The organism is Paenarthrobacter sp. C1 (assembly GCF_049315185.1).
Taxonomy (GTDB): Bacteria; Actinomycetota; Actinomycetes; order Actinomycetales; family Micrococcaceae; genus Arthrobacter; species Arthrobacter nicotinovorans.
The window spans coordinates 4,287,012-4,312,877 of sequence record NZ_CP186052.1 but is presented as its reverse complement, the minus strand read 5'-3'; the positions used below and the strand labels follow the sequence as shown (position 1 = coordinate 4,312,877).

Here is a 25,866-nt window from a genome sequence, read left to right as displayed (position 1 = left end):
CACGCCGAGCTAGGAGTTTCGGGCAGCGCCGCTGAGGGATCCCTTTTTGGTGGGGCCTTGGGATTTCCCCTTCGGGGGCGTCCCGGGGCCCTGCTTCTTTGGCGGGTTGACCGGTGCCGGGCTCTTTGACGACGGCGTGGGCTCGTCGAGGTCGCGGACCGTCACTTTGATGGGCGGTGGCTGCTGGGCCTTGGCCCGTTCGGCCTCGCGTCGGTCGGCTTCAGCAACCGCATCCGCCCAGTCCTTCGACAGGACCGGCGGTTCCTTGGCAGCGGCCACGACGATCGGGTGGTGCGCAGTTTGGTGCTCGACGGCGGACTTGACCTCGGCCGGTTTGGGCAGCTTCCGGGGGTCCACTTTTGATTTCCATGCGCCGTCCTTGACGGCGGCCGACGCACCTGAGATCCGGCGTCGGGTCACTCCGAGCAAGTCCCGCTTGGGCGCGGCAGGCGATGGCGCGGCAGGCGCCGCGGCAACCGGCGTCGCGATCGGCGCCGCAACAGGGGCCGATTCCTCAGCTGCGCCGTCAACAGCGTCCGCGCCGACGACCGGGTCCGGCACGTATCCGGGCCGAGCGGGAAGGTGCACGATGGGAGTGGTGTCCTTCTTGGGGAAGACGCCAATCAACGCCAGGAGGATGACAGACACCAGCCGTCCCACTCCGGCAACCACCAGAGTGATGATGACAATCAACCCGAGGCCGAGGAACATCAGCAGAGCCAGGCCCAGCGTCCCCAAATACGTCAGGTTGATGGCGAGTGTTGTCGGATCCTCCACGTAGCCTCCCCTGGCTGTCGTTTTGTGATGCGCGCATTGCCCACCCAGCTTGCTTATCTAGCGTAAGGTCCCGCACCGACGGAATCACGCGCCGCAGCCCACTCTGGCAGGGTTGTTTCGAACCTGTTATCTCGCATGCGAAAATATGTTGCCCAGCTCTCATTTACAGCCCAGATTGGCGCGTCGTGACCCCTGACCACACCCGGCTCCGCAACGGTGCCTGCCCCTGCCTTTCCTGCGAGCAGTACGACGAATGCTGCGGCCGGTTCCATCGCGGGGAGGCCGAGGCGCCCACCGCAGAGCAACTTATGCGATCCCGGTATTCGGCCTTCGTGGTCCTTGAGCCCGGGTATCTGTTGCGGACGTGGCATTCCTCCACCCGCCCGGATTCCATGGACCTGGACCCGGACCTGCAGTGGCGCAGGTTGGACATCCTTTCCACGAGCAACGGCGGCCCGCTCGACTCGGCGGGCACCGTTGAGTTCGCGGCGCACTACAGGTCCGACGGCGAACGCGGCGTCCAGCGCGAACTCTCCCGGTTCGTGCGGGAAGGCAAGCGTTGGTACTACGTGGACGGGGACGTGCTCCAATAGCTCACCGGTACTTGCGGTGGAGGGTTTCCTTGGTCGAGGGGCCGGGGGAGGCGTCGCCGATCCAGGGGCCTGTTCCTTCGGATTGGTCCAGGATTCCGGCCTCCAGCCAGGCGTAGTCGCCGTCGAGGACTTTCCGCGAGAGGTCGTGGTCGCCGTCGTCGGTGTTGCGCCATAGCTGGTCGAAGTACTCATCCACCCGAACACGGGCCTGTTCGCAGAATGCTTCAGCCAGCTCGAAGGCAGCCGCGCCTTGTTCCGGGCGGGTCCGCAACAGCGACTCGGCGCGTGAACAGCACGCGGCCATGGCGAACAGCTCGGCCCCGATGTCCACGATCCTGCCCAGGAACGCCTGCTTGTGCTCAAGCTTGGCCTGCCAGCGTCCCATCCCGTAGAAGGTCTGCCGGGCGAGGCGGCGCGAGGAGCGTTCAACAAAGCGCAACTGCTTGGCGAGCCGCCCGAATTCGGCGTACGACCGAGGGTCCATCCCGGCGCCCGCAACCAGTTTGGGCAACCAGCGGGCGTAGAAGCCGGAGGCCCCGACGGCGGCCTTCGCCTTGTCCTGCAGGCTTGCGTCCGCCGATGCGAGGTCGCCGGCGGCGGCGAGGTGTGCGTCCACTGCCTCGCGCGCTATCAGGAGTTTCATGATTTCGCTGGAACCCTCGAAGATCCTGTTGATGCGAAGATCCCGGAGGAGTTGTTCGGCCGGCACTGCCCGTTCCCCGCGGGCTTCCAAGGAATCGGCGGTTTCGAAGCCGCGGCCGCCACGGATCTGCACCAGTTCATCGGCGATCCTGCAGCTCAGTTCGGTGGACCACAGTTTGGCCAGCGCGGCCTCGATGCGGACGTCTTTCTGGCCGGCGTCGGCCATCTCGGCGGAGAGCTCAAACACGGCCTCCAGCGCAAAAGTGGTGGCTGCGATGAAGGCGATCTTCTTGCCCACGGCCTCGTGCTTGCCCACTGGGCGGCCCCACTGCGTCCGGGCGTTGGACCACTCCCGGGAAATCTTCAGGCTCCACTTTCCAGCAGCGACGCAGAGGCCGGGGATGGAAAGCCGCCCCGTGTTGAGGGTGGTGAGGGCGATCTTGAGCCCCTGCCCCTCCCGCCCGAGCCGGTTTGCGGCAGGCACCCGCACCTGGTGGAAGCGCGTCACGCCATTCTCGATGCCACGCAGGCCCATGAAGGCATTCCGGTTCTCCACCGTGATGCCGGGCGAGTCCATCTCCACCACAAAAGCGGAAATGCCGCCCTTGTGCTCGGTTCCATCAGGATCGGTGTGGGCCGGGACCCTGGCCATGACCACAACGAGTTCAGCGATCACGCCGTTGGTGGTCCAGAGTTTCACGCCGTCCAGAAGGTAAGAACCGCCGTCGTCGGAAAGTACGGCAGTGGCGCCCATGCGGGCGGGGTCGCTGCCGACGTCGGGTTCTGTCAGGAGGAACGCCGTGATGGCGCCGGCGGCGCAGCGCGGCAGGTATTCCTTCTTCTGCTCCGGCGTGCCGAACTCCTTGACGGGCTCGGGGACGCCGATTGATTGGTGGGCGGAAATCAGCGCACCCAGGCTCGGATGGACTGAACCCAGGAGGGCGAGGGCCCGGCCGTAGTACACCAGGGAAAGGCCCAGTCCGCCGTATTCGCGTGGGATCTTCATGCCGAACACGCCAAGCTCAGCGAGCCCGGCCAGATACTCGTCCGGAATCCTGGCGTCGCGTTCGATCTGCCGGCCGGACATTGTTTTGGCAAACGCCAGCAGCCGGGCCATGAACTCCTCGCCCCGTTCCACGTCGTCCGCTTTGGCTTGTGGCCAGGGGTGGATCAGGCTGAGGTCGAAGCTGCCCAGATACAGGCCTTTGGCGAAGCTTGGCCGGTTCCATTCAGTTTCGCGGGCAGCCTCGGCGACGGCGCGGGCTTCCTCTGCTGTGGCATTGACGCTTGCGGCGGTGAGACTGCTGTCTGTAGCGGACGTCATGGGAAAACTCCTCTAGCCGGTTGTGCCGGATGGAGCCAGGGTCCGCCGTGGGTGGGAACCCTTCAGCTGTCCCTCAATGCTACCCGCGGGTAGCTACCCGTGCCAGAGGAAACCTGGGGCTGGAATTCCGCCGGAATTTCCACCTGTCCGGCGTGGTGGACCAGGCTGTCCCAGGCAAAATTAATGCCGTGGACAAGGCCACCAAGGACGGCTTTGACGATGTACCAGGCCGTCCCCATGGCTCCGATCAGGACGATCGTTGCCATTGCTGCGGCCGCAATGAATGCGGCCAGGATTACAGCGAAGAACAGCGTTCCAATAACTACGTATGTGCCTGTTTCCAGCGCAGTGAAATCGAAATCCATGGTTCCCCCCGGAGCGACATTGCGTGAGTCGACGCGGCGTGGCGGCGTCGATGATCTGACATTAGGGGCGGGGGTGCTTTCCGGCCAGTGCTGACGCGCGTCATTGCGGCGTTGATATGCGATCGAAACCGTACCGGCGCGTAAGTCACGGAATGATTGCGGCCGGCCTGCGTTGAAGCCCCCGACGGCGGTACTTCCGGCCCGCTCGACGCCTCCGCGACGCTCTGCGTTAACCTTGTACGGGGCAGTTTCCGCTGCCAGCCAGGTTTCGCAGCAGCTGAAGGAGAGTAGTTGTCCCGTTCAGCCATGTCCTCCGCCGACGCAATCGGCGCGAGGCTCCGCGACCTCGAACAGCTGACCAAGGGTCCCGCGTGGGCCCTGACGCGCTCGGCGCCGTGGGTCATCGCTGTCCTCCAGGCCTCCTTTACCCGCACCAGGCCGCAGCTTCCGCTAGAAGAGTTCCACGCCGACGTCGACGCTTTCCTTGAGCAGCTCCGGCGCCAGGATCCTGCGCTTGGCGGCCAGCAGAACGGCAAGTTGTTCGGTGACGAATGGACGCGCAAGCAGTTCCTGACGCGACGCAACCAGTCGGGCCGGATCGTGTACGAGGTCACCGAGCCCGCAGCGCGTGTGCTCGCTTTCCTCGACAGCCTCTCCAGCGAACGTTCCACACTGAACGGTTCGAGGCTCGGCACGCTGCTCGGCGATGTGGAGAAGCTGGCCAACGAAACAAACCCGGACCAGAGCGCGCGCCTGGAGGCCCTGGAAGAGGAAATCCACGAGCGCCAGCAGCTGGTGGAGGACATCAGTTCCGGCGAATTCGACGGCCTCCTTGACGACGAAGAAGCCGTTGAAGCTGCCGGTAACATCCTTGACCTCGCCGCAAGCCTGCCCGCGGACTACAAGAAAATGCGTGACCGTATCGAGGAACTGGTGGGGGAGCTCCGCAACCAGATCATCGAAGAGTCGTTGAGCAAGGGCGCAACCATGGCCCAGGTTCTGGAGGCCGACAAACGGCTTCGGCAAAGCCCCGAAGGACGTACTTTCCGCTCCTTCACCGCCTTCCTTGAGGATCCGCAACAGCAGCTGCGTTTCCGCTCGGCCATCGGCGAGGTGCTGAGCAGGCAGTTTGCGGACGATCTCTCCCACGAGGACCGCGAAACGCTGAAAAACCTCGTCGCGGAACTGCGGTACCAGCACAGCCAGATCCAGCGGATTTACGGAAAGCTCTCGGAAAGCCTCAACACCTATATCCAGAGCGACGACGTCCGGCAGTCGGTTAGTCTCCGCAAAGTGCTGGCCGAAGCCGAACAGGCCATCCGTTCCCTGCCTTACGAACGCGACCGGCCCGGCCTGGTGCCTGGACCTGTGCTCTTCAACGCCGGTTTCGAGTCCTTGGCCATGGTCAAGCTGTTCGACCCGGACGAGTTCGCCACGCCCCCGCGCCTGGCCGACCCCATAGCGTTCAGCGACTCGGACAGGGTCCGTTCGGCCCGCACCGGCAAAGCGCGCCCCGATGTTGTGCGGGCGGCCATGGCGGGCTCGGCCACGTTGGGTGAGGCCTGGGAAAACCTGCCCGCGGAGGAACGGCACATCAACAGCGTCCGGACCCTCCTGTCCATGGCATTGCAGACCGGCGCGGCTTTCGACCGCGCCGCTTGGGAACACATCGACTTCGAACAAATCGACGGCAGCATCCGCACCGCGTACCTGCCTGTCGTCACGCTGAATGAGGATTCCAATGACTGAGGACATCACGACGACGGACATCACCGAAGCGGAGGACGTCACCGAAACGGAGCGGGACACCGAAACGGAGCGGGACACCGAAGCTGAGCAGGACACCGTTGCGGTGCCCGATGAGACCGCCCAGCACCCGGACCCGTTCCGGATCACGCCGCGGGACACTTTCGTGGACGGCGCCGCGCTCTTCCCCGGCGACACCGGCGTGCTCCCGATGAAAGTCCGCCATGCCCTGGTGAAGCTCCTTAAAGGTCCCTACGTTGACGGTGCCCGCGACGAGAAGCTGTGGACGACCCTCCTGGACAACCAGCTGATTCTCCGAAGCCGCCTCTCGGAACTCTTCCTGACGCTCCAGTTGGACCACGACCGCAAGATCGCTGTCCTGCGACCCGTTGATCCGGAAATCATCGGGGCGAGCTCCCGCTCCAGCATCCTCCGCCAGCAGCGTGCTTTGAGCCGCGTCGAAACCATCGTGCTGCTCCGGCTGCGCCTCCTCCTGGACCGCCACGTCACAGCCCAGACCGACCCCACGATCACCCGCGAAGAGATCTCCGACCTCGTAGCGAACTACACCCCCGCCGGCCAACAGGATGCCCTGCGCGACTCCGACGTGGTCACCCGCACCATCACCAAACTCCTCGCCCGGCAACTTCTCCTCCCCACCCCGCTGGATGACACGTACACCATCAGCAATGCCCTCCCATTGGCCCTCCCCTTCGAAAACATCGGCGACATCCCGGCCCACATAGAGGCCCTCGTGGCAGTAGCAGCGGACGAATCCGGCACGGAGCCTTTGCTGGATATGGAAGCTGACTCCAGCCCCACTTCCGAAGACGGGGACGACGACGCCGGTACCGCCGCGGACAGTGACCCAGCAGCAGAGGAGGCAGCCAAGTGACCATCGCAAGCATGCTCCCGCTCGGCGAGCTCACGAATCCGGGCCAGATGCGTTTGGCCCTCGTCCAGGTGGTCAACTGGGGCACCTTCCATGGCGCCCATACCATGCACGTGGACCGCAAGGGCACACTGCTGACCGGCAATTCCGGTGTCGGCAAGTCCACGCTCTTTGATGCCATGCTCCGCGTTTTCGATGCCCGCCCGCGGTCGAACGAGGCTGCTGCCCAGCGGTCCGGCGGGGCTGTGGAGGACAAGAGGACCACGTTCACCTACATGCGCGGCAAGGTCGGTGACAAGGCGGTCGGGGATAGTTCGGCCAGTGCCTTCCAGCGCCCCGGTGCCACCTGGTCCGCCGTCGCGCTGACGTTTGATAACGCAGCCGGCACCAAAGTGACGGTGTCGGCGCTGTTCGACCTGCCGAAAAACGGCACGGAGTCGAGCGTTGGGCGTTTCTATGTGATCGACAGCAAGCCCCTGGACCTCGAAGCGATCGAGGGGATCGCACAGAAGCGGTTTACCAGGAGTGCCTTGGAATCGATCTTCCCGGACGGTCAGGTGTTCGACGTCCACAAGGCGTTCGCCGAGCGGTTCCGGCGGCTCCTGGGTATCAACTCGGACCAGGCGCTTCCGCTGCTGCGCGTTATCCAGGCCGGCAAGGGCTTGGGCGGCAGCGTCAACACGTTCTTCCGGGACCAGGTGCTGGATGCCCCGGCCACGCTGGCTGCGGCGGACGACGTCGTGGAGGAATTCAGCAACCTGATGTCGATCCGGCAGCGGCTGGAGGATGTCCGGCTGCAGCGCGACCAATTGGCTCCGGTGCCGGGCCTGAACAAGGAATACGCCCAGGCCTTGCTGGACGCCAACCGCCTCCGTGAGTTGGCCGGCGAAGAGTTTGAAGCTTACAAGCAGCAGCTCGCTGTCACGGTGCACGCCAAGACGTTGGCCCGTTTCAAGGAGTTGGCGCAGTCCAAGGCGCAGGAACTCGCCGCCGAGCGTGTGGTCCGCGATGCCCTGGCCAAGGAGTTGCGGGACCTTGAGCTGGACTACAACAACCGCGGTGGCAACGCCATTTCGGCCATTGAGCAGTCGTTGGAGAACGCCAAGGTTGGCCTGAAGCTGCGCCAGCAGGTTGAGGACTCGGCCAGGAAGGCGCTGGCCGACGCCGGGCTGAACCTGGAATGGTCCGCCGAGGGCTGGGACCAGGCGCACGAGCAGGCCGCCGCCCGTTCGATCGAGTTGAAAGACGATTCGGAGGCCTTGAAGGAACTCCGTTTCGAGGCGTTCGATGGCCACGCGACCAAGAAGCGTGAGCTGGCTGCGGCCCAGCAGGAACTGTTGTCGCTGCGGTCGCGCAAGTCCCTGCTGCCGCCGTCGAGCATTGAAAACCGGGCCGCCATCGCGGCCGCGACGGGCGTTCCGGAAGAACGGATGCCTTTTGGCGGCGAGCTGATCGACCTCGCGGAGGGGCAGGACCAGTGGCGGCCCGCGGCGGAGCGGGCCCTGCGCAACCTGGCCACCACCTTGCTGGTTCCGGGGGAGCACTTTGCTGCCGTCACGCGATACCTGAACGACAACACTGTTCGGGGCGCGCTGCGCGCGGTGGACGTCTCCAAGCCGCTTGCCGGTGGGGCGCTGGCTGTGGAGGACGTGTCCGACGGCGACCTCTTGACGAAGTTGAGCATCCTCACCTCGGGCGCAAACGCCGACGCCGGGGAATGGATCCGTGAGCGGATCGCCTTGGACTTTGCGTATCCGTGTGTCGAGGACCCGGACGAGCTTGCCTCGATGGACAAGGGCCTGAGCCTGGGCGGCGTGGTGAAGCGGAACCGGCACACCGTTGAGAAGGACGACCGGTTCACCAGCCGGCAGGATTACGTCCTCGGCTTCGATAACGCTTCCAAGCTTGAACTCGTCGCTGCCCGCGTGGGCGAGCTGGAGAATGAGCTGGCCAAGGCTGCCGAACTGGCCCAAAGCCGTGAGGATTCGCACCAAGGCATGGCCCGCCAACTGGAAGCCCTGCGGCGTGTGGCTGAAGACGAGCGGCCGTGGGAGCAGGTTTCGGCTGCCGTTGCCGCGGACGAGCTGGCACGGATAGAGCAACGGCTGGTGGATGCTTTGGCCGCCCAGGCGGACCTCGAGCCGTTGCGTGCCAACATCGAAGCCGTCAGGGAAAAGCACCAGTCCTCCACAGGGGTGGCGGCTGTGCTGCAGAGCGAATACAAAGCGCTCGACCACAAGATGACCACGGCTGACGGGCTGCTGGATGCGGCGAGGCTCAAGCTTGAGCAGTCACCGCCGTCGGCCTCTACCGTCACCGCGCTGGAACCGTACTTCGACGGCGTCGCGGACGTCTCCGAACTGTATGAGCTGGACAACCTGGCCAACAGCGTCCGGAACAAACTCCTGGACGAGTTGCACGCGGCCGAATCCCGGAGCCAGGCGACTGCCGAACGCCTGACGCGCATGTTCGAAGCGTTCGTCCGCGACTGGGGGAGCGCCATCAGCGCCGACCACGGCACCTCAATTGGAGCCGCAGGCGACTTCGAAGCCCGCTACCACGCGATCGTGAGCGACGGCCTGCCCGCACAGGAAGCCGAGTTCAGGCTGTTCTTCAACCAACGCACGCACGAGTCGTTCAGTACGCTCCTGCACCTTCTCGATGAGGAACGGCGCAGCATCACCAGCCGCATCCTCCCTCTCAACGGCATCTTGTCCGAGGTCAATTTCCACGAGGGAAGCTTCCTGGAACTGGATATCAAGCAGACGCTGCCGGCAACGGCCAAGGTCTTCAAGGACGCCATCCAGAACGCTTTGAAAACCAAACACACACGGCCCTCGCGCGGCGCTTCGGCCGCTGGTTCCGCCGAAACGGACGACGACGCCGAGCTCACCGCCCGGTATAAATCGCTGGAGACGCTGGTGAAGCGGCTCGGATCGCAAACGCCGGAGGATCGACGTTGGCGTGCCGAAGTGCTGGACGTCCGCGGACACGTCTTCATCCAGTGCAAGGAACACCGCGAGGTGGCAAAGCAAGGGAAGGCCGGCGCCTCCAAAACCGGCAAGAAGAAAACCGAAGTCTTCATGCACGCCGACACCGGCTCCATGTCAGGCGGTGAGCGCCAACGGTTCACGGCCTTCATCATGGCTGCTGCATTGAGCTACCAGTTGGGCATCGCCGAGCAGGGCTTCACCACCTACGGCACCGTGATGATGGACGAAGCGTTCGTGCTGGCCTCGGAGGAGTTCGCGGGTGCGGGCATCAAGGCACTCCACGAATTCGGCTTCCAGCTGTTGCTGGCCGCGCCCGAAAACGTCATTGACCTGTCACGGCACCTCGGCTCCGTCACGGAGATCCTGCGGGACAAGCGGACCAACCGCTCGGGCGTCCTCACGGCTCCTGTTATCGCAGGGCCGGGCGAACCCGGCGCATGGCGATCCGAAGCCAACCCGGTGGACATCGTCCTGCGCTAGAAAGCAACGCGGGGTCACTTATGGCCCTTTGGGAGGCCCTTTATGGGCCAAAAGTGACCCCGCGTTGCTCCAGGGCGCTACTTTGACACGTCGCGGACCCGGTCCAGGAATTGTTCCGTCCTGGACTCCAGGCCTGCGATTTGCCGAACCACGACGACGGCCGGGTCCGGGTTGATCTCATTGACCGGTGGTTCCTTGCGCACGTTGGCGCTGCAACCGAACTCGGCGCAGATCAGGGTGCCCACGGTGTTCCCGTCCTTGCCGGACTGTCCGGCCTTCTTGGCAACCCAGAGGTAGACGTCGTCCTTGGAGAAGACGTCCCGGCACAGTTCGCACAGCACCACCCGCTTCTTGCCGGAGCCTCCCTCCGGGGCGCGGAGCATGACCCCCGTGAGTTTGCCCCGGTGGGGGACCACCAGGTACCCGCGCTGGGGCATCTTCTCGTCGCGCCATCCCAGGAATTCAAGGTTGTCCCAGTCGATGGTGTCGAAATCGCGGGGAAGATTGGCCTTCGCTGCCTCGGAGCGGCTGGCGTTGATGAAGGATGAACGGATCTGTTGGGCAGTGATTTTCTGCATGGCAAAGCTTCTTTCGAAAAGTGGTCGACGTCCGCGTGCCTGGGCGTGCCTCTGCCGGCACGGCCACGGGCAGTGTTGCGGGATGGCAGGAGTCGTCGGTCACCAAACGAGGAAATGGCAAGGCAAGGAAAGTGCCCTGCGGCCGGGTTTTTGCTGTGCCCGGAAACCTAGAGAGATGCCGACGTGCAGGGGAGTGACAAGCAGGCCAAAACGGCCACCTCGCCAACCATGGCTGCAGCAACTGAAACAGTGCGCACGCTCATCCCCTCGTCGTTTCCAGGAAGCGGTGTTCCGCCATCGACCATCCTAAACCCAACCAACAGCAACCCGGGGTCAGTTGTGGCCCGTAAAAGCCCCCGAAAACGGGCAATTCCGTCCCGCATTGCCCAGGCCTGGAGATTAGGTGACGCAAACGTTTCGTAATTATCGGGAGGGTAGGCTAGCCTTACTTAGGTTCGCATCACTTACCTAAGGAGTACCGTGGCATCCCTTCTCCCACGCCGCGCCCTGCTGAAAACCGCAGGTACCGCGACGGCCGTCCTGGCCGCCGTCGCCCTTTCCCTCACTGGCTGCTCCACAGGACCGGCCACGTCGACGCCGGCAACCGAGCAGGCCGAGTCCGCCGCGTTCCCCGTGACCATCAAGAACGTCTTCGGTGAGACCACCATCAAGGAACAGCCCAAGCGCGTAGTCACCGTCTCGTGGGTCAACGACGACGTCGCACTCGCCCTGGGTGTTGTTCCGGTTGGCGTTCCCAAGAACGAGTGGGGCAACAACGACAAGGGCTCCACCCCGTGGAAGGACGCAGCGCTGGAGAAGCTCGGCGCCGGCTTCGGCACCGACAAGGCTCCCGTGCAGTACTCCGAGGCAGACGGCATCAACTTCACCGAGATCGCCAAGCTCAACCCGGACGTCATCCTGGCTGCCTACTCGGGCCTGGAAGAGGCTGACTACAAGAAGCTCAGCGAAATCGCCCCCGTCGTGGCGCAGCCGGAACTGGCCTACGGTACGCCGTGGCAGGAAAGCACCACCATCATCGGCAAGGCGCTGGGCAAGGAAGCCGAAGCCAAGAAGCTGGTCGAAGACACCGAAGCCACCATCAAGGACAAGGTTTCCAAGTACCCGCAGATCAAGGACAAGACCTTCATTTACGGCAACCTCGAGCCCGCCAAGGGTGACGGCGCCAACGTCTACACCGCCATCGACAACCGCCCCCGGTTCCTCTCCGAAATCGGCATGAAGCTGGCCCCCGTCGTTACGGAAAACACCAAGTCGAACACGGAATTCTTCATCCCGTGGTCCGCGGAAAAGGCCAACGAGCTTGATTCCGACATCTTCGTGACCTGGGTTCCCGAGGCTGCAACGGCCGACGCCATCAAGGCCGACCCGCTGCTGGGCCAGATCCCGGCCATCAAGAAGGGCGCACTGGTTGCCGATTCGGACCAGACCCTGACGCTCTCCATCTCCGCTTCCTCGCCGCTGAGCCTGCCGTGGGCACTGGATACGTTCCTGCCGCAGCTGGGTAAGGCCGCAGAAGCCGCAGGCAAGTAACTGCAATGAAACTGAGTACGACGACGGCCGTCCAGGGGCGGGGCAGCGGCAGCATGGTGCCGGCTGGCCCGGGAGGCATCTCCCCTGACGCTTCGGCATCCGGTAGGGGAACCGGGGCCCGGAGCGCAGCAGGCAAGCGCACCGCCTGGCTGCTGCTGGCCGTCGTCGTACTCGCCGCAGTAAGTGCCGCATCGTTGGCGATCGGCGCGCGCGGCCTTCCCCTCACCACGGTGTGGGAGGCCCTCACCAACTTCAATCCGGCTGACGGCAACCACGCTGTGGTGATCGCCCGGATTCCCCGCACCGTCCTGGGCCTCCTGGCTGGCGCTGCACTTGGCCTCGCCGGGGCTGCCATGCAGGGCGTCGCCCGCAACCCGCTGGCCGACCCGGGGATCCTTGGTCTCAACGCCGGCGCGGCCTTGTCCGTGGTTGTTGGCATCTACGTCTTCGGCATCGGCTCACTGACCGGCTACATCTGGTTCGCTTTCATCGGAGCCGCGGCAGCCGCCGTCGTCGTTTATGCCATAGCGTCCCGGGGGCGCGACGGTGCGACGCCGGTCAAGCTCGCCTTGGCGGGGGCGGCGTTGAGCGCGGGTCTGTTCTCCCTGATGAACGTCATTCTTGTCTCCAGCCAGGACACCCTGGACCGTTTCCGTTTCTGGCAGGTGGGCAGCATCGGCGGGCGGGACTGGTCCGTCCTGCTGCCTGCGCTGCCATTCCTGGCTGTTGGCGCGGTCATCGTCCTGGGCGGCGGGCGCGTCCTGAACAGCCTGGCCCTGGGCGATGACATTGCCCGCGGCCTGGGCCAGAACGTCGGACTGGCACGCGGGATCACGGCACTGGGCATCGTGCTGTTGTGTGGTTCGGCGACTGCGTTGGCCGGCCCCATCGGCTTCCTTGGCCTGGTGATCCCCCACGCCGTCCGGTTGCTGACCGGCCCGGATTACCGGTGGATCCTGCCGTTTTCCCTGGTCTCGGCTCCCATCCTGCTCATCACCGCCGACATCATCGGCCGCGTGATCCTCCTCCCGGGCGAAGTTCCGGCAGGCATCATGACCGCGATCGTTGGAGCGCCGGTGTTCGTTTGGCTGATTCGCCGTGGGAAGGGGGCCGGACTGTGACGGTCCTTAAATCCGCGCCCGAGACGGCACTTAATGCCAATAATTCCCCCAAACACCCTCATCATCTGCCACTTCGGCGCGTGCTGAGCCCCACCTTCTTCCTGGGCCTCGCGCTGCTGGTGATGTTCGCCGTGTACGTGCTCCTGGGCAGCTACACCGTGACCATCCCCGACTTCTTCACCATCGTCATCAACCATCTGACCGGCGGCGAGAAGATCCCGGGCGCCAGCTTCATCGTGATGGAACACAAGCTGCCCCGCGCTGTGGTGGGAACGATGATCGGCCTCGCTTTCGGGCTCGCCGGCGCGCTTTTCCAGACCATGCTGCGCAACCCGCTGGCCAGCCCGGACATCATCGGCATCAGCTACGGTGCCAGCGCCGCGGCAGTGACCGCCATCGTGATCTTCGGCGCATCCGGGGCTGTCGTTTCCGGGGCGGCCCTCGGCGGCGCACTGGGTGTCGCGGCCATCATCTACGCGATCTCCCGCGGCACCGGCTCCGGCGCGGGCGGGGGCAGCCGGGGCAACGCTGCAGGCAACCGCCTCATCCTGGCCGGCGTGGGCATCGCCGCAGCACTCCACGCGGTGGTCAACTTCCTCATGACCCGTGCGGATATCCGGACTGCCGCCGACGCCCTCATCTGGCTCAACGGCTCGCTGAACTCAGCCACCTGGGACCGGGCCGGTGTTCTGGGGGTCTCCTTGCTTGTCTTGCTGCCGGCCGTCGTGGTCCTCGCCGGACCGTTGCGCATCCTCGAACTCGGCGACGACGCTGCCGCCGGCCTGGGAATCAGGGTCAACGCCGCCCGGCTGGGACTCGTGCTGACCGCCGTCGGACTTGCCGCCGTCGCCACTGCCGCCGCCGGACCGGTAGCCTTCGTCGCCTTCCTCGCCGGGCCGATCGCCCGCCGCATCGTGCGCAAACCCAGCCTTCCGGCGTCGGCCCTCACTGGCGCGCTGATCGTGCTGGTTGCCGACTTCTTCGCCTCCAACATTGCTCCGGTCGTCCTGGACGGAACCGTCCTCCCGGTCGGCGTCATCACCGGTGCGCTCGGTGCACCCTTCCTGCTGTGGCTTCTGGTCACGTCCAACCGAAAGGAAGCCTGACATGGCCATCCTTAATGCCAAGGACCTCACGCTCCAGTACGAGCAGCGCAAGGTGGTGGAGGGGCTCTCCACCGAGATTCCCGAGGGCAAAGTGACCATGATCGTCGGCGCCAACGCCTGCGGCAAATCCACGCTCCTGCGCGGCTTGTCGCGGTTGCTCAAGCCGGCCGGCGGTGCAGTGACGCTGGACGGAAAGGACATCCACTCCCGTCCGGCCCGCGAACTGGCCCGCACGCTGGGTCTCCTGCCGCAGCACCCTGCCGCGCCGGACGGCATCACCGTGCGTGACCTCGTGGGCCGCGGCCGCTACCCGCACCAAGGCTTCTTCCGCAGCTGGAGCGCCGCCGACGACGCCGCGGTGCAGCGCGCGCTCGAAGCCACCGATACCCTTGGACTCGCTGAGCGGAGCATCGACGAACTGTCCGGCGGCCAGCGCCAGAGGGTCTGGATTGCCATGGCCTTGGCACAGGAAACCGACGTCCTGCTGCTGGACGAGCCCACCACCTACCTGGACCTCGCGCATCAGGTGGAAGTCCTCGACCTCATCACGGACCTCAACCGCCGTCGCGGGACCACTGTGGCGATCGTGCTCCACGACTTGAACCTGGCAGCGCGCTACGCAGACCACGTCATCGCCATGAAGGGCGGGTGCATCGTGGCTGAAGGGCCCGCCATCGACGTGGTCACGGAAGAACTCGTCTTCAACGTTTTCGGCCTGGAGTCCCGGGTGGTTCCGGACCCCATCTCAGGCACACCACTGATCGTTCCCATTGGACGGCACCACGCAAGCCCCGCTGTAAGCAACGAACTGGAGATCGCCTCATGAGTGCACAACCGACACAGGCCAAAGCAAGCGCCGCCGTGGAGCCCATGACCCTCGCCTTCGACGTCACCGTGACGGCAGTGCAGGAACTGAGCCCCAATTTCCGCCGGATCACGTTCGGCGGTTACTCGCTGCGCGACTTCGGCGTCGCGGGCGACACCCTGGACCTGCGCGTGAAGCTGATGATTCCGTCCTTCGACGCAGACGGCAACGTCATTCCGCTGCCCCCCTTCAAAATGGAAGAGGCCGGCTGGTACCAGGAATGGCTGGCGATGGACCCGTCCGTCCGTGGGGACATGCGGACTTACACCGTCCGCTCCGAACGGCTCGACGCCGTGTACCCCGAAATCGACATCGACTTCGTCATGCACTTCGACGACGCCGGGCACGGCGGACCTGCGGCCAACTGGGCGCTTGCTGCGAAACCGGGCGACGCGCTGACCATCATCGGTCCCAACAACAGGGCTGCACAGTGCGCCACTGCCGGCGCCTACGGTGGCATTGAATGGCGGCCGGGGCTGGCGCAGCGCGTACTCCTGGCCGGCGACGAAACCGCAGTGCCCGCCATCAGCGCCATCCTGGAAAGCCTGCCCGCCGACATGACCGGACATGCCTTCCTCGAGGTGCCCGAAGCCGGCGATTTCCAGGACATCAGCACCGCCGCCGACATCGAAATCACCTGGCTTGCCCGCGGCGCAGCCATCGGACGCTCCCGTCCCCACGGTGAACTCCTCAAGGAAGCCGTGGCCAAGGCAGTTCCCGTCCCGGGGTGGGTGGGCATCAAGGGTTCCGGAACCGCAGCAGGTCCTGAGCCCGAAGACGTCAACGTAGACCAGGACATTCTTTGGGAAACCCCGCAGCGCATGGACGCGGCAGCCATCGAAGCCACCAAGAACCCGACACTGCCCGCAGGTGCCCTGCCGTTCTACGCCTGGATTGCCGGCGAAGCGTTCGTGATCAAGGAAATGCGGCGCTACCTGGTGCGGGACGTTGGCATTGACCGCAAGCAGGTTGCGTTCATGGGCTACTGGCGTCGCGGCAAGGCGGAAGGCTAAGCCCCTGCTGCATCGTTGAGTCCGCCGAAGCGCCGGTTTTGCCGTCGCTTAGACACAACCCATAGGTGGCGTTCCGGTCGCTAAGCGACCTCCTCGCCACGATGGGCCGCGATGCGCTCCTTCGCAAAACCGCCGCTGCGGCTCGTGCCCGCGTCACCTCCGGACGCTTGTTCACATCCCGCGTGCTTGGGTCGGACGCTTGTTCACTTGGGGTTGGCTCGGCCTTAACCGGGGGCGGGTAGCTTCGGTGGGGTGCGGGACGACTTCGGTGACGGAAACAGCGCTCGACGGCGGTATGTCGCCATCGGGGATTCCTTCACCGAGGGCGTGGGGGACCCGAGCAAGATCCTGCCGAACGGGGTGCGCGGCTGGGCCGACCGGGTGGCCGAAAGGCTGGCGAAGGCGCAACCGGGGTGGGAGTACGCCAATCTGGCAGTTCGCAGCAAAAGGCTCCGGCACATCATCGATGAACAGCTCGAACCCGCGCTCGCCATGGAGCCCACGCTCATCACGCTGTACGCCGGCGGCAATGACATCCTGGACTTCGGCACGGACATGGACGCCCTTCTTGCCGACTACGAACTCCTGGTTGCGCGGCTGAGTGGAACCGGGGCCACGGTGGTGCTCTTCACGGGGTTCGACGTCAAGGTTTCCGCGGTCCTGGAGCCGTTCAAGAAACGAAATACCCTGTACAACCACAGAGTCCGGGAGATAGCGGCCAAGTACGGCGCCGTTCTGGTGGATTATTGGTGCTTCGATGCTTACAAGGACCCGCGGATGTGGTCCCCGGACCGGCTTCACATGTCCAAGGCCGGCCACAAGTACTTGGCCGGACAGGTCCTGGACCATCTCAATGTCCCGCACAAGATCCCGGCCAAGGAATGGGAACCGCCTACCCGTTTGACCTTGCGTGAATGGGAGCGCCGCCAACGCCGCTGGGTCAACGACTGGGTGGTGCCGTTGTTCGGGCGCAAACTGCGCGGTGTCACCCTGGGCGATTCGCTGCAACCCCGCTGGCCGCATCCGGTCAAAGTCCCCCGCAAGGGTGGTTTGAAGAAGCTCATGGAAAACCGGGAGGCAGCACAATGACCATGCCGCGGAGATTCGTCGCGTTGGGAGACTCCTTCACTGAGGGCGTGGGAGACGTTGACCGCAGGCTACCCAACAACTGCCGTGGCTGGGCTGACCGTGTGGCCGAGGAGTTCGCCCGGCACGATGACCGCACGCTCTACGCCAACCTGGCCGTTCGGGGCCGCCGCCTCCAAAGGATCGTCGACGAGCAGCTCGAACCCGCACTGGCCCTGAATCCCACACTCATCAGCTTCTACGCCGGCGGCAACGACCTCCTCATGGCCCGGCTAAACCTGGGCCGGCTCATGAGGGATTACGAAAATGCCGTGATGCGCCTCAAAGCCAGCGGTGCCACCATCGTGCTCTTCACCGGCTACAACGTCCCGCTGTCTCCCTTGCTGGAGCCCTTGAAGGTCCGTACTGCCATTTACAACCGCCACATCCGGCGGATTGCCGCGAAGTACCAGACGCTCCTGGTGGATTATTGGTGCTTTGAAAAGTTCCAGGACCCTCGCATGTGGGCTCCCGACCGGCTGCACATGTCCACGCCGGGCCACAGGTACATGGCCAGGAAAGTCCTGGAGGTCCTGGGAGCGCCGCATTCGCTCTCTGAGCCGGTCATGGCGCCGTGGCGTTCGAAGTCCCTCACCGAAAACATCGCCGACGACGTCGCCTGGCTGAGGCGCGACGTCGGACCTTGGTTTTCACGCCGGGTCCGCGGCGTTTCGAGCGGTGACCACCTGGGTGCCCGCTGGCCGGAACTCATGCCGGTGGTGCTGCCCGAACGGCTCGGAACCAGCGCGGCGAAAACCGTGAAAACTCAACTGTCCAGCAGGTTTTCGTAGCCTTCGGCCACGCTGGTGGCGGTGAATTCGATGATTTCGAAGTCGGCCACCCCGTTGCTGTAGAACGGATCCTCGGCCAGCGAGGCATCCAACGTTGGCCTGTCCACTTTGGACAGCAGCACGCCTCCCGTGGCCGGGACGCGACGTCCGGACGCAAGGAAGATCCCGCCGTCGAACGCGTCCTTGAGCCAGGCCATATGGCCCGGGCGGTGAAAGTCGACGATTTCGTCCGGAACTTTGTAGGTCAAAGAGACTACGAACATGCAGCCAGCCTATCGCCAGGGCAGCAGGCCTTGACCCGGGAAGCCGACGGATTCTCATAAGATGGACCCATGAATCAACCCCGGTGGCTGAACGCCGACGAACGCCGTGCCTGGCTTGCCCTGCTGAGCATCAATACTTTGCTCCCCTCGGCGTTGGACACCCAGCTTCAGGCGGCCGGGAAACTGTCCCTGTTCGATTACAACGTGCTCGCCATGCTCTCCGAAACGGAGGGCCGGTACCTGCCTATGAGCGAGCTCGCTGCCCGGACAAGCGCCTCCCTGTCACGGCTTTCGCACGTGGTCACCAAACTGCAGAAACGTGGCTGGGTGGAACGGCAGGCCCACCCCGGCGACGCCCGCGTCACGGTGGCGCACCTGACCGACGCCGGCATGTCCACCATTGTTTCCCTGGCGCCAGCCCATGTGGAGTCGGTGCGGACGCTGATGCTCGACTCGCTCAGCCCCGACGACGTCGCCGACCTCGCACGGATCGGCGAGAAAATCGTTGCCCGGTTGGACAACAACCACTGGATTCTCCGCGATTCCTAGTGCTTTCTCCGGCGCAGACCAGCGGCTTTGTGGCTGTGAGCGCTGAAGTGGCAGACTGGCGGCATGGATTTTTCTGCCCGATATGTTGCCCTGGGGGATTCGTTCACTGAGGGTGTCGGCGACGACGATCCCACCCGCCCCAACGGGGTGCGCGGCTGGGCTGACATCGTGGCAGAGCAATTGGCCCAAAGCAACCCCGGTTTCGGCTACGCCAACCTGGCCATCCGTGGCCGGAAACTCCGCCAGATCATGGCCGAGCAGGTGGATGCCGCCGTCGCCATGAAACCCACCCTGGTGACCCTTTACGCCGGGGCGAACGACATCCTGCGGCCCAAGATCGACATCGACTCGCTGTTGGAGGAGTACGACGCCGGCATCGCCAAGTTGAGTGCGACCGGTGCCACGGTCCTCCTCTTCACTGGCTTCGATGCGAAGGGCTCGAAAGTGTTCAGCGCGATGCGTGGCCGCACTGCGATCTACAACGAACTCGTGCGGGAGATCGCGGAGGACCACGGCGCCTTGTTGGTGGATTACTGGCGCTTCGACGAATACGACGACTGGCGGCTGTGGGGCGAGGACCGGATGCACATGTCCACAGCCGGCCACATCAACATGGCCAAGCGCGTCCTGGACGTCCTGGAACACGAGCATGTGATCGACGTTCCCGAGCTCGCGCCCGCGCGGCTTTTGGGGAGGGTGGAGGCCCTGAAGGCAAACGCGCGCTGGCTCCGGGAGTCGGCAGCGCCGTGGGTGTCCCGTCGTCTCCGGGGCGTGTCTTCCGGCGATGGCCTCAGTCCCAAGTACGCAGAACTGATCAGGCCGGTTTCCTGAACCCGGCGGTAGCCAGCAGCGTCCCGTCGCGACGTACCGCGAGGACTTCCACCTTCCATTTTTCAACAGCCTGATCGAGGGTCCTTGTCCCGCCGGCGACGATGGCGGTTGCAAGGACGTCGGCGGTAACGATGTCGGCGGCGGCCACGGAAACCTGGTCGAACTCCGTTGCCGCACCTCCAATGGCCCAAATATGCTGGCCGCGTTCAGCCGTGCCCGACGTCGCGAGTGCCCGCAGGGCCGACATCGGATACGCGCCCAGCAAGGCTTGCCGGTCCTGCGGATCAACGATGCCGGCGAGCCACGGCTCCTCCGTCCCCGGTTCGGGGGACCCGCTCACCAGGACATCGCCGCCGGCGTTCAAGCACCAGTCCCGCAAACCCAGGGCTTCGAGGGACAACGCCGCCTCACGCACCGCGTGTGCTTTCACGATCCCGGAAAGATCCAACGTGCCATCCGGCCGCTCAGCCGTGAAAGCCCCGCCGGTTGCCAACCGCCATTCGGACGCTTCTGCGTACAGGGCCTGCATGGACTCGGAGGCGTAGGCCAGGGTCAGCTCACCGCGGGCCAGCCTGCTCGCTTCGGAGCCGTTCCGGTACAGGCTGAAGCTAAGGTCCAGTTCAGAGAACTTATCCTCGACGACGGCGGCTGCTGACTCGAGCTCGTCAACGGCTGTTTGGGCGTAGTGGCCGCTCGCCACCGTCAGGCTCACTACGGTGCCCATGGTGCGGAATGTCCGGGCCCGCAGCTGCGTGGTGCTAGAAGTGTGCGGCATCGAGGGCTGCCTGGAGTGAGGTGAGGTAGGCGTCGCTGGTGACCGTTGCGCCGCCGACGGTTTGCACGTCCGCGGATTGCGCCTGGAGGACTTCTGACCGCAACACGGGTGCTGCCCGGCTGCTTATCTGGGCCGACTTGCGTTCGGCGTCAGTGAGCTGGAGGGCCGTGACTTCGGTGATCTTGCCGCCCTGGATGGTTACACGGACCTGGACTGTACCGAAGCGGGTCTGGACGGCCGTGCCGTCGTACGTTGCCGCCGTCGTTGTTGTCTTGGTTCCGCTGCTGGTGGCGCTGCTGCTTCCGCTGGTGCCCGTGGTGGTGCCGCCGGCGGCACTGGCGCTGCTGCCCAGGCTTGTGGTGGTTGCCGTGCCGGTGTCGGCGATGTGCGCGCCCGACTGCCAGCCCGCCAACAGGATGCCCGCCGACGCCAGCGCGGTTGCCATGGCTGCTCGAATTCTCACCAGTCAAACCTTTCGTAGTGGACTTGTTCCGAGGGGACACCCGCTGCACGGACTTCCCTGATCACGGAGGCGGCCCAGGGGGTGGGGCCGCAAACGTAAACGTCGGCGTCTGCGATGCCGGGTGCGTAGGAGGCGATGGTGAACCCGGCCGTCGTCGCGGATTGGGGGAGCCAGGAGCGGACGCCGGCTGAGCGGGGCCCCGTGAGGTGGAAGAGGGTGGCGCCCCGTGCCTGGCACAACGCCATGATTTCCTTGCCGAGGAAAAGCTCCGACTCATCGTGTCCCCGCAGCAGGACCGTGGCCTGGCCGGGTTCGAAAGGGGTGGATTCCAGGAGCGACCGCAACGGCGTGATGCCGATTCCCGCGCCGATCATCACCACGTTGTTCCGGGTGCGTGCCGCCGTGCTGAACATGCCGTAGGGGCCCTCAAGGGCGACCTTGGTGCCGGGCTTGATCCGGGCAAGCCGGGCAGAGCCTTCACCCAGGTTCCGCACCGTGATGCGCAAGCTCCCTGGTTTGCTTCCGACGCCGGACACGGGCTCCGCCGACAAGCTGAACGGGTGCGGCTGCCACCAGTGTCCCGGAGCGAGGAACCGCCAGAAGAAGAAGCGGCCCCCGGCACCGGCCAGGCGTTCCAGCTGAAGGCCCGTCATTTCGATGCTGAAAACGTCCGGCGCAACCCGGACCACGCGGCTGACGGTGAGCTGGTGCCGGAATGTCGCTGCCAACGGCAGGTACACCCTGTAGAGGAGAAGTGCGGCGCCGGTCGCAATGCAAATAGCCAGCCAGTACCAGCGTTGCCACGTACCTTCCGCGAACAACCCGCCCACACTGAACTGGTGCGGGATGGCGGTGCCAACGGCCACATAGGTCAGCAAGTGGATCGCGTACCAGAATTCGTACGGGAACTTCCGGCGGACGGCCACCAGCGACGTCACCACCACGGCAACGAACAGTGCCATGGAGACGAACGCGAGCCACATGTCCGGGACGTTGACCCAGAGCGAGACCGACTCACTGACCGGATCCAGGCCCTCCGCCGCTCCGTAGCCGATCGCGAGCATGAGACCATGCGCCAGCAGCAGGTAAAGAGCCGGTTTGCCCAGCTTCTTGTGCACTTCCAGGGCGCGGTCATGGCCGATTGTGTTGTCCACGAACGGGATCCTGGCCGCGAGCAACAGCATCAACAACACCAGGTCCATGCCGATCAAGCCGGCTACGATCCCCAGCGATGTCATGGTGGCCGCGAACGACGAGAACCCGCTGGCGCCGCCGTCAGCAAGCCACAGCGTCACCGCCGCAACCGGCGACAACCACCCGACGAAAGCCAGGACATCGGCCCGGGCCAGCCGCCGTCGGGCTTGCGGACGGAAGCGCTCGACGGCGGCAGGTGCTGTCCGCCGGCCGGGCGCCGACGGGTTGTCCACCGGAGAATCAGGGGCCAGTAACGAGGTCATGTCCCAAGACTCGCCCGGCTTCCTTTCATTCTGCTGTGAAAGAGCTTTTGAGGGCGTATGATGCCGGATTGGTCTTAATTTGGCCTGGCCCGTAGAATAGTTAGGCGCTAGGTAGTGCGGATCGTGTGCAATTGCTCCGGTTGGTGGTGAAGTCAGTCTGACTGACATCCCGTTGGCCGGTAGTTAGGGGCTCAAGTTGCGTGCATTCCTGTATTCGCCCGGTATCCCAGGACCTGAATCATTGCGGTCCTGAGGTCAGCCTTCTTCGCCGCACTTGCTGCGGAAACTACCGAAATGGTGTGGACCCGGATGCGAACACTGCCTGTCGCACGGCAACGCAGGAACATCTGCACGCCGTTACATTCAATCTTTGGAGGAGAGTCATGGCAGCACACTGCCAAGTGACCGGAGCCGAGCCGGGCTTTGGACACAGCATTTCGCACTCGCACCGTCGCAACAAGCGACGGTTCGACCCGAACATTCAGAAGAAGCGCTACTGGGTTCCGTCCCTGCGCCGTAATGTCACGCTGACCCTGTCAGCCCGTGGCATCAAGACCATCGACGTACGCGGCATCGACTCAGTCGTCGCCGACATCCTGGCACGAGGAGTAAAGCTCTAATGGCAAAGGACAAGGACGTACGTCCGATCATCAAGCTGAAGTCCACTGCGGGCACCGGTTACACCTACGTAACCCGCAAGAACCGTCGTAACGACCCGGACCGCCTGGTCCTGAAGAAGTACGACCCCAAGATCCGCCAGCACGTCGAATTCCGAGAGGAGCGCTAAACACATGGCAAAGAAGTCCAAGATTGCTCGCAACGAGCAGCGCAAGGTCATTGTTGAGCGTTACGCTGCCAAGCGTCTCGAACTGAAGAAGACCCTGGTTGACCCCAACGCGACTGACGAAGCACGCGAAGCTGCACGCCTCGGCCTGCAGAAGCTGCCCCGCAACGCCTCCCCGATCCGTCTGCGTAACCGCGACCAGATCGACGGCCGTCCCCGCGGCACGCTCCAGAAGTTCGGTATCTCCCGTGTTCGCTTCCGCGACATGGCTCACCGCGGTGAGCTCCCGGGCATCACCAAGTCTTCCTGGTAATCACGAAGCTCTGAAAGGGCCGGCGACCGTTATGGTTGCCGGCCCTTTTTGTGTTTAAGCGCGGGTTGTTCAGTTCCTCAGGCCGGTGGGCTCGTCGCGGAGAGGTGGCCGGCGCGGAGGCGGCGGTCCCGGAGGGGTGGCTGTCGGGGAGGGGTGGCCGGCGCGGAGGGGGCGGTCATCCTCTGCGCGCTCGGTCGTTCCTCCCTTAGACGCGCGCTGCCGGATAACCGCCCCCTCTTTCCGACGCTCGCTCACGTTCCTAGGGCTTGAATCGGACGCTTGCTCACATCCCGCGGGTTTGGGCCGGTCGCTTGGTCGCGTTCCGCTGGGATGGGGTTCGACGGCGGTTGTTGGGTTGGGTGCGAGGGTGTCCGGGGGTTGTGATGGGGTTCACGGTGGTTGTTTTGTTGGGTTTGGGGGTGGTTTGTTGGGTTGGTGGGGTTGTTTGGGTTGTGTTTGCGGGGTTTTTGGGTGGTGTTGGGGTGGATTTGTGTGGGGGCTTGTGGGCGTGTAATGTCTTCTGAGTCGCCGCGAGTGAGACAGCCTGGAGCTGAGAACTGCGGGGGCCGACCCCCTTGATAACAGCCTGAGAAATGGTTCGCTTTTGAGCGTGCTGTGTGGGTGGGGCCGGATGCTTGATCGGAGAATCGCGGGAACGTTGATTTGCCAAGATCGGGTGGTTCGGGTAAGTTTGGAAAGTTGCTCCGGAGCGATCCTGGACCCTGTGGGGTGTGGGTGGTGCCGGTTGTGTCTGTTGTTTGAGAACTCAATAGTGTGCCAAGTTTGTTGATACCGATTGTTTTATTGATTGGTTGAAATTTTGCCAGGTTGCTGCGCACCCCCGTGTGTGGTGGTCTGGTTTTCAGCTGGTTTCGAATTTTGTGCAGCCGTGTTTGCCGTTATTTCCGGTGGGTGTGGTTGTGTCTGTTTGATTTTGTTTTACTTCAACGGAGAGTTTGATCCTGGCTCAGGATGAACGCTGGCGGCGTGCTTAACACATGCAAGTCGAACGATGATCCCAGCTTGCTGGGGGATTAGTGGCGAACGGGTGAGTAACACGTGAGTAACCTGCCCTTGACTCTGGGATAAGCCTGGGAAACTGGGTCTAATACCGGATATGACTCCTCATCGCATGGTGGGGGGTGGAAAGCTTTTGTGGTTTTGGATGGACTCGCGGCCTATCAGCTTGTTGGTGGGGTAATGGCCTACCAAGGCGACGACGGGTAGCCGGCCTGAGAGGGTGACCGGCCACACTGGGACTGAGACACGGCCCAGACTCCTACGGGAGGCAGCAGTGGGGAATATTGCACAATGGGCGCAAGCCTGATGCAGCGACGCCGCGTGAGGGATGACGGCCTTCGGGTTGTAAACCTCTTTCAGTAGGGAAGAAGCGTAAGTGACGGTACCTGCAGAAGAAGCGCCGGCTAACTACGTGCCAGCAGCCGCGGTAATACGTAGGGCGCAAGCGTTATCCGGAATTATTGGGCGTAAAGAGCTCGTAGGCGGTTTGTCGCGTCTGCTGTGAAAGACCGGGGCTCAACTCCGGTTCTGCAGTGGGTACGGGCAGACTAGAGTGCAGTAGGGGAGACTGGAATTCCTGGTGTAGCGGTGAAATGCGCAGATATCAGGAGGAACACCGATGGCGAAGGCAGGTCTCTGGGCTGTAACTGACGCTGAGGAGCGAAAGCATGGGGAGCGAACAGGATTAGATACCCTGGTAGTCCATGCCGTAAACGTTGGGCACTAGGTGTGGGGGACATTCCACGTTTTCCGCGCCGTAGCTAACGCATTAAGTGCCCCGCCTGGGGAGTACGGCCGCAAGGCTAAAACTCAAAGGAATTGACGGGGGCCCGCACAAGCGGCGGAGCATGCGGATTAATTCGATGCAACGCGAAGAACCTTACCAAGGCTTGACATGAACCGGAAAGACCTGGAAACAGGTGCCCCGCTTGCGGTCGGTTTACAGGTGGTGCATGGTTGTCGTCAGCTCGTGTCGTGAGATGTTGGGTTAAGTCCCGCAACGAGCGCAACCCTCGTTCTATGTTGCCAGCGGTTCGGCCGGGGACTCATAGGAGACTGCCGGGGTCAACTCGGAGGAAGGTGGGGACGACGTCAAATCATCATGCCCCTTATGTCTTGGGCTTCACGCATGCTACAATGGCCGGTACAAAGGGTTGCGATACTGTGAGGTGGAGCTAATCCCAAAAAGCCGGTCTCAGTTCGGATTGGGGTCTGCAACTCGACCCCATGAAGTCGGAGTCGCTAGTAATCGCAGATCAGCAACGCTGCGGTGAATACGTTCCCGGGCCTTGTACACACCGCCCGTCAAGTCACGAAAGTTGGTAACACCCGAAGCCGGTGGCCTAACCCTTGTGGGGGGAGCCGTCGAAGGTGGGACCGGCGATTGGGACTAAGTCGTAACAAGGTAGCCGTACCGGAAGGTGCGGCTGGATCACCTCCTTTCTAAGG

General features: G+C 64.0%; 24 protein-coding genes and 1 rRNA gene. 17 read left to right on the top strand and 8 right to left on the bottom strand.

Annotated features, from left to right (window positions below; genetic code table 11):
- Positions 1-9: 9 nt before the first annotated feature.
- Entirely contained in the window at positions 10-777 is a 768-nt protein-coding gene (locus ACNAOU_RS20135) for a hypothetical protein (protein WP_422757593.1), read from the bottom strand.
- 185 nt (positions 778-962) lie between these two features.
- Here ACNAOU_RS20135 and ACNAOU_RS20130 point away from each other — a divergent pair, with 185 nt between their 5' ends.
- Positions 963-1,370, top strand: coding sequence for a YchJ family protein (locus ACNAOU_RS20130; protein WP_422757592.1), 408 nt, complete (start codon positions 963-965; stop codon positions 1,368-1,370).
- Between the two features lies 1 nt (position 1,371).
- On the opposite strand, the gene ACNAOU_RS20125 is transcribed toward ACNAOU_RS20130, so the two are convergent.
- Positions 1,372-3,336 (bottom strand): acyl-CoA dehydrogenase family protein, encoded by a 1,965-nt coding sequence (locus tag ACNAOU_RS20125; RefSeq protein WP_055975316.1) that lies wholly within the window; start codon positions 3,334-3,336, stop codon positions 1,372-1,374.
- A 62-nt stretch (positions 3,337-3,398) separates the two neighbouring features.
- The gene (locus ACNAOU_RS20120; RefSeq protein ID WP_018779938.1) at positions 3,399-3,701 is read right to left on the bottom strand and encodes a hypothetical protein; all 303 of its coding nucleotides are present in this window, start codon (positions 3,699-3,701) and stop codon (positions 3,399-3,401) included.
- A gap of 291 nt (positions 3,702-3,992) precedes the next feature.
- Here ACNAOU_RS20120 and ACNAOU_RS20115 point away from each other — a divergent pair, with 291 nt between their 5' ends.
- From ACNAOU_RS20115 to ACNAOU_RS20105, 3 genes are read left to right on the top strand one after another with little or no spacing between them, the layout of a single operon-like run.
- Positions 3,993-5,450 carry a DUF3375 family protein gene (locus tag ACNAOU_RS20115; protein ID WP_026267467.1) on the top strand — a complete coding sequence of 486 codons (1,458 nt, stop codon included), beginning with the start codon at positions 3,993-3,995 and terminating at the stop codon, positions 5,448-5,450.
- The gene (locus tag ACNAOU_RS20110) at positions 5,443-6,342 is read left to right on the top strand and encodes a DUF4194 domain-containing protein (protein WP_281445047.1); all 900 of its coding nucleotides are present in this window, start codon (positions 5,443-5,445) and stop codon (positions 6,340-6,342) included. Before ACNAOU_RS20115 ends, ACNAOU_RS20110 begins: the two co-directional genes overlap by 8 nt.
- A complete protein-coding gene (locus ACNAOU_RS20105) occupies positions 6,339-9,812 on the top strand; it encodes an ATP-binding protein (protein WP_189076741.1) in 3,474 nt (1,157 codons plus the stop codon). Before ACNAOU_RS20110 ends, ACNAOU_RS20105 begins: the two co-directional genes overlap by 4 nt.
- Before the next feature lie 77 nt (positions 9,813-9,889).
- On the opposite strand, the gene ACNAOU_RS20100 is transcribed toward ACNAOU_RS20105, so the two are convergent.
- Positions 9,890-10,390: an FBP domain-containing protein gene (locus tag ACNAOU_RS20100; RefSeq protein ID WP_422757590.1), complete on the bottom strand. Its 501-nt coding sequence runs from the start codon at positions 10,388-10,390 to the stop codon at positions 9,890-9,892.
- Positions 10,391-10,870: 480 nt separating this feature from the next.
- Between ACNAOU_RS20100 and ACNAOU_RS20095 the strand changes: the two genes are divergently transcribed.
- From ACNAOU_RS20095 to ACNAOU_RS20065, 7 genes are all read left to right on the top strand, one after another.
- Positions 10,871-11,941, top strand: coding sequence for an iron-siderophore ABC transporter substrate-binding protein (locus ACNAOU_RS20095; RefSeq protein WP_018779932.1), 1,071 nt, complete (start codon positions 10,871-10,873; stop codon positions 11,939-11,941).
- Positions 11,942-11,946: 5 nt separating this feature from the next.
- Positions 11,947-13,062 (top strand): FecCD family ABC transporter permease, encoded by a 1,116-nt coding sequence (locus tag ACNAOU_RS20090; RefSeq protein WP_082499789.1) that lies wholly within the window; start codon positions 11,947-11,949, stop codon positions 13,060-13,062.
- 122 nt (positions 13,063-13,184) lie between these two features.
- A complete protein-coding gene (locus tag ACNAOU_RS20085) occupies positions 13,185-14,168 on the top strand; it encodes a FecCD family ABC transporter permease (RefSeq protein WP_229778703.1) in 984 nt (327 codons plus the stop codon).
- A gap of 1 nt (position 14,169) precedes the next feature.
- Complete coding sequence (locus tag ACNAOU_RS20080) at positions 14,170-14,994, top strand: ABC transporter ATP-binding protein (RefSeq protein ID WP_422757589.1); 825 nt, start codon at positions 14,170-14,172, stop codon at positions 14,992-14,994.
- Positions 14,991-16,046, top strand: coding sequence for a siderophore-interacting protein (locus ACNAOU_RS20075; RefSeq protein ID WP_018779928.1), 1,056 nt, complete (start codon positions 14,991-14,993; stop codon positions 16,044-16,046). Before ACNAOU_RS20080 ends, ACNAOU_RS20075 begins: the two co-directional genes overlap by 4 nt.
- Before the next feature lie 252 nt (positions 16,047-16,298).
- A complete protein-coding gene (locus tag ACNAOU_RS20070) occupies positions 16,299-17,135 on the top strand; it encodes an SGNH/GDSL hydrolase family protein (RefSeq protein ID WP_018779927.1) in 837 nt (278 codons plus the stop codon).
- Positions 17,132-17,962, top strand: coding sequence for an SGNH/GDSL hydrolase family protein (locus ACNAOU_RS20065; protein WP_416430264.1), 831 nt, complete (start codon positions 17,132-17,134; stop codon positions 17,960-17,962). Before ACNAOU_RS20070 ends, ACNAOU_RS20065 begins: the two co-directional genes overlap by 4 nt.
- On the opposite strand, the gene ACNAOU_RS20060 is transcribed toward ACNAOU_RS20065, so the two are convergent.
- Positions 17,938-18,225, bottom strand: a complete 288-nt coding sequence (locus ACNAOU_RS20060) for a YciI family protein (protein ID WP_416430265.1) — start codon at positions 18,223-18,225, stop codon at positions 17,938-17,940. The two genes, ACNAOU_RS20065 and ACNAOU_RS20060, sit on opposite strands and share 25 nt — an antisense overlap.
- Positions 18,226-18,294: 69 nt before the next feature.
- Between ACNAOU_RS20060 and ACNAOU_RS20055 the strand changes: the two genes are divergently transcribed.
- The gene (locus ACNAOU_RS20055; protein WP_018779924.1) at positions 18,295-18,774 is read left to right on the top strand and encodes a MarR family winged helix-turn-helix transcriptional regulator; all 480 of its coding nucleotides are present in this window, start codon (positions 18,295-18,297) and stop codon (positions 18,772-18,774) included.
- Positions 18,775-18,837: 63 nt separating this feature from the next.
- Positions 18,838-19,605: an SGNH/GDSL hydrolase family protein gene (locus tag ACNAOU_RS20050; RefSeq protein ID WP_422757588.1), complete on the top strand. Its 768-nt coding sequence runs from the start codon at positions 18,838-18,840 to the stop codon at positions 19,603-19,605.
- Here the strand turns inward: ACNAOU_RS20050 and ACNAOU_RS20045 are convergent.
- From ACNAOU_RS20045 to ACNAOU_RS20035, 3 genes are read right to left on the bottom strand one after another with little or no spacing between them, the layout of a single operon-like run.
- Positions 19,589-20,380: an FAD:protein FMN transferase gene (locus tag ACNAOU_RS20045; RefSeq protein WP_413306653.1), complete on the bottom strand. Its 792-nt coding sequence runs from the start codon at positions 20,378-20,380 to the stop codon at positions 19,589-19,591. The genes ACNAOU_RS20050 and ACNAOU_RS20045 overlap by 17 nt on opposite strands.
- On the bottom strand, positions 20,364-20,843 hold the full coding sequence (locus tag ACNAOU_RS20040) for an FMN-binding protein (protein WP_055975281.1): 480 nt from the start codon (positions 20,841-20,843) through the stop codon (positions 20,364-20,366). Before ACNAOU_RS20040 ends, ACNAOU_RS20045 begins: the two co-directional genes overlap by 17 nt.
- Positions 20,840-22,300: a ferredoxin reductase family protein gene (locus ACNAOU_RS20035; protein ID WP_422757587.1), complete on the bottom strand. Its 1,461-nt coding sequence runs from the start codon at positions 22,298-22,300 to the stop codon at positions 20,840-20,842. Before ACNAOU_RS20035 ends, ACNAOU_RS20040 begins: the two co-directional genes overlap by 4 nt.
- A gap of 383 nt (positions 22,301-22,683) precedes the next feature.
- On the opposite strand from ACNAOU_RS20035, the gene rpmB reads away from it, so the two are divergent.
- The 4 genes from rpmB (at position 22,684) to ACNAOU_RS20015 (ending at position 25,860) form a co-directional block, all read left to right on the top strand.
- Positions 22,684-22,920 (top strand): 50S ribosomal protein L28, encoded by a 237-nt coding sequence (rpmB, locus tag ACNAOU_RS20030; RefSeq protein WP_011776361.1) that lies wholly within the window; start codon positions 22,684-22,686, stop codon positions 22,918-22,920.
- Positions 22,920-23,087, top strand: a complete 168-nt coding sequence (gene rpmG, locus ACNAOU_RS20025; protein WP_003798558.1) for a 50S ribosomal protein L33 — start codon at positions 22,920-22,922, stop codon at positions 23,085-23,087. Before rpmB ends, rpmG begins: the two co-directional genes overlap by 1 nt.
- A gap of 4 nt (positions 23,088-23,091) precedes the next feature.
- Complete coding sequence (rpsN, locus tag ACNAOU_RS20020; RefSeq protein WP_011776360.1) at positions 23,092-23,397, top strand: 30S ribosomal protein S14; 306 nt, start codon at positions 23,092-23,094, stop codon at positions 23,395-23,397.
- Positions 23,398-24,341: 944 nt separating this feature from the next.
- Positions 24,342-25,860: ribosomal RNA gene (locus ACNAOU_RS20015) — 16S ribosomal RNA — on the top strand.
- Positions 25,861-25,866: the final 6 nt, after the last annotated feature.